Raw genomic sequence first — 3,589 nt, 5'->3', positions numbered from 1 at the left:
GCGTCATGGGCGGTCCTTCAGGGCGTCGGCGTGGAGCGGCATGGCCTGGGCCGCCTGGCGGACCACGCCGCGCAGTCGGGCCAGGATCGCCTCGGCCTGGTCGGCGGGCAAGCGGTCGGCCAGGCGGTCGTGACGTCGCGGGGTGATCCCGTGACCGAGGAACGCCCCGACCCAGGCACTTTCCACGAAGGTCTCCTCGTCATACAGCACCACGCGGCCGCGGCTTTCGAACTGAGCCTGCTTGTAGGCCAGGGCCGCCGAGGGCGGCGCGCGCCGGGCATCGACCCACAGCGGGTCGGTTCGCGTCGCGGCGGCGTAGCGGAACGCGGCGATGTCGCGGGCGCGCTCGTACTCCTCGGCCATCAGGCGGTTGTACTCCAGGGCGGCCAGGAGCGAGGCGTCGGCGGTCGGCAGCAGGGCCATCAGCCGGCCGACGCCGCTCTGGATCGCCTGGGCGTCGTCGCCGTTCAGCGGCTCCAGCTGGCTCGCCGCCGGGCCGATGGCCAGGCAGTTGCCCGACCAGACCCGCTGGCGACGACCGTTGCGCAGGGACAGGATGGTCGCGTCGCCGCCCAGGATTTCGCGCGCCTCGTCGTCGGATGTCCGAGCACTCTCATAGGCCAGGGTCACCGCGTCGCCGCCCCTGAGGGGAACGCGCCGCAGCCAGCCTTCGGCTATGGCCTCGAACTCGGTCAGGGGTGTCGGGTTGGCTCGGGGGGCGACTTCCCGCAGGGCGAGGCGATCGCAGGGCAGGGCGCCCGAGCCGTCGATCCAGGCGGCGTCGGGCGTCGCGCCGACCAGGCGGCCGTCCGGCGTCGCGTCGATGAACAGGTCGGCGGCGATCCGCTCGCCGTCGGCCAGGACCACGGCGGCGATCCGGCCGTCCGACGCCAGCAGCACGTCGGCGATCTCGCCGGCGCGCGCCGCCACGCGGGTGGCCGAGGATCGCAGCGCCTCGACATAGGCGGCGGCGTCCAGATGCAGACCGTATGACAAGGTCGACAGCACCGAACGGGGATCCTGGCTGGGCGGCGCGAACCGGCCCAGTCGCCCGGCCACGGCGGCCAGGCTGTAGTCCTCGTACCGGCCGACCTCGCCGCTTTGGCGGGCCCGCAGCCAGTGATGGTGAAAGGCCACGCCGTCGAGACTGGCGCCGGTGTCGCTGAAGCCCTCGACATGGTCGCTATCGGCCCAGTCGCTGTATCGCGACCCCAGCTTGAACGTGCCGCGCGCGGCCCGCATCAGGGCGGCCTCGTCCAGGCCCAGCAGGGCATGGAAGCCGCGCAGGGCGGGCAGGGTGGACAGGGCGCCGCCGGGCGCGGAGCCGGCGGTCTCGATCACCCGGATCGCGCGGTCGGCGGGCAGGACCCGCGCCAGGGCGCAGGCGGTCATCCAGCCGGCGACGCCGCCGCCCAGGACGGCGACGCTGTTCAAGGGCGACCGGCTCATGCCGTCACCGCCTTGGCGGCCGCCGCCGGCGACGCGGCGCAGAAGCGGGCGATCCAGTCGTCGTGGCTCGGCATGGACCGCGCGGCCGTGGCGATGGAGTCGCGGATGGCCTTGAGCCGTTGGGCCAGGACGGCGTCGGGGACGCTGTCGCTGACGGGGTCGTAGGCGCGCGGGACGATGTTCTGGCCCAGATAGACCGCCAGCCAGCTGGGCTCGAGGAAGAAGCCGTCCTTGTACTTCACCACCACCCCGCGGTCGCGGAACAGGTCCATCTTGTAGGCCAGGCTGTCGGGGATGGGCAGGTTGCGGCGGTCGTCCCAGAACGGCGAGCCGACGCGCTGGTTGGCGTGATAGTGCAGCACCAGGAAGTCGCGGATGCGCTCGAACTCCAGGTGCATGACGCGGTTGTACTCGTCCTGGTCAGCCTGGGCGCACCCGCGATCGGGAAACAGCTCCAGCAAGGTGGTGATCGCCACCTGGATCAGGTGGATGCTGGTGCTTTCCAGCGGCTCCAGGAAGCCGGACGCCAGGCCGATGGCGACGCAGTTCTTGCTCCATTGCTTCTTGCGTCGGCCGGCGACGAACCGGAGGAAGCGCGGATCGGCCTGGGCCTTGCCTTCCAGGCCGGCCAGCAGGGCGGCGGCGGCGTCATCGTCGCTGATGTGGTTGCTGGAATAGACGTAGCCGTTCCCGACGCGATGCTGCAGCGGGATGCGCCAGCGCCAGCCGGCGGCGTCGGCCGTGCAGCGTGTATAGGGCGTCGAGGTCTCGACCGTGTCGCACGGCACGGCGGCGGCGCGATCGCAGGGCAGCCAGCGAGTCCAGTCCTCGTAGCCGGTCTTTAGGGCCTGCTCGATCAGCRGGCCGCGAAAGCCGGAGCAGTCGATGAACAGGTCGGCCTCGATGCGCTCGCCGTTCTCCATGGTGATCGCGTCGATGAAGCCGTCCTCGCCCCGCAGGGCGACGTCGGCGACCTTGCCCTCGGTGCGCACCACGCCGCGCGCCTCGGCATAGGCGCGCAGATAAGCCGCATAGAGCCCGGCGTCGAACTGGTAGGCGTAGTTATAGGTCGAGGCCACTGAGCTCAGGTCGGGGGAGGGCGGGGCGAACCTGCCCGCTCGCGCGGCCATGATCGGCAACGAATAGGCCTCGATCGGCGCCGGGTCGCCGCCCTGACGGGCCCGCAGCCAATGATGGTGGAAGCCGACCCCGCCGATCGCCGCGCCATAGGCCCCGAACGGATGGATGTAGCTGTCGCCCGGCTTGCCCCAGCCGCGAAACTCGATGCCCAGCTTATAGGTCGCCTGGGTCTTGCGCATGAAATCGGCCTCGTCGAGGCCCAGGGCGGTGTTGAAATGGCGGATGTGCGGCACGGTCGCCTCGCCGACGCCGACGGTGCCGATCTCAGCGGATTCCACCAGGCGGACGGCGATCGGCAGGCCGGCCAGCTTGGCCGACAGGGCCGCGGCCGTCATCCAGCCGGCGGTGCCTCCGCCGACGATTAGAATGTTGCGGACGGCTTGGTCCGTCATGCGTTCCCCCTCTTGCGACCGTACTCCGCCTTCTACGGGCGGTCATTCTGTTTGCCCCTGGAGTGTAGATCTCCGTCGGCGCGTTGGTCAGACGACATACCTTTTCGTTGCCGGAAGGACAGTTGCCTGTGTCGGAATCGGCAGGATCGCGATGTGGGTCGCGCTCCAATTGTTATGACAAAACAGAAAGTTGGTCCTGATCAACTTCTTTTCGTCCACTGAGGTACCGGTACCTTGACGGCTGCGGGCTTTGACTTATGATCTGACCATAATGGTCGATTCAATTGACCAATGGTAGCGGTAACGCGTTGCCACGAAAAATAACTGGGGAGGTAAACGGCATGGACCACGTCCAAAGTGCGCCCGCATGCGCGGGCAGAATTTCGATTTCAAAACTCAAGTACGGTGTATCCGCCTTGGCGCTGGGCGCCGTGCTGATCGCCGGCCCGGCTCTGGCCCAGACCAAGCCGGCCGATGAGGCGGCGACGGTCGACGAGGTGGTGGTCACCAGCATCCGTCAAAGCCTGAAGAGCTCGCAGCAGCTCAAGCAGAGCTCCGAGATCATCGGCGACTCGATCACCGCCGAGGACATCGGCGCCCTGCCGGAC

General features: G+C 69.2%; 3 protein-coding genes. 1 reads left to right on the top strand and 2 read right to left on the bottom strand.

Annotated elements, in window-relative coordinates; translation table 11 throughout:
• Nucleotides 1-3: 3 nt before the first annotated feature.
• Entirely contained in the window at nucleotides 4-1,449 is a 1,446-nt protein-coding gene (locus AC1DZ6_RS21360; protein WP_477099142.1) for a tryptophan halogenase family protein, read from the bottom strand.
• Nucleotides 1,446-2,981: a tryptophan halogenase family protein gene (locus AC1DZ6_RS21355; RefSeq protein WP_477099141.1), complete on the bottom strand. Its 1,536-nt coding sequence runs from the start codon at nucleotides 2,979-2,981 to the stop codon at nucleotides 1,446-1,448. The genes AC1DZ6_RS21360 and AC1DZ6_RS21355 overlap by 4 nt, the downstream gene beginning before the upstream one ends.
• Before the next feature lie 416 nt (nucleotides 2,982-3,397).
• Between AC1DZ6_RS21355 and AC1DZ6_RS21350 the strand changes: the two genes are divergently transcribed.
• On the top strand, nucleotides 3,398-3,589 hold a 192-nt coding region (locus AC1DZ6_RS21350; RefSeq protein WP_477099140.1), incomplete at its 3' end, for a hypothetical protein.

The sequence above is a fragment of the Caulobacter sp. P1_B12_2 genome (genome assembly GCF_056406675.1).
The sequence above is the reverse complement of the archived record's forward strand: the minus strand, read 5'-3'. Positions and strand labels throughout refer to the sequence as shown.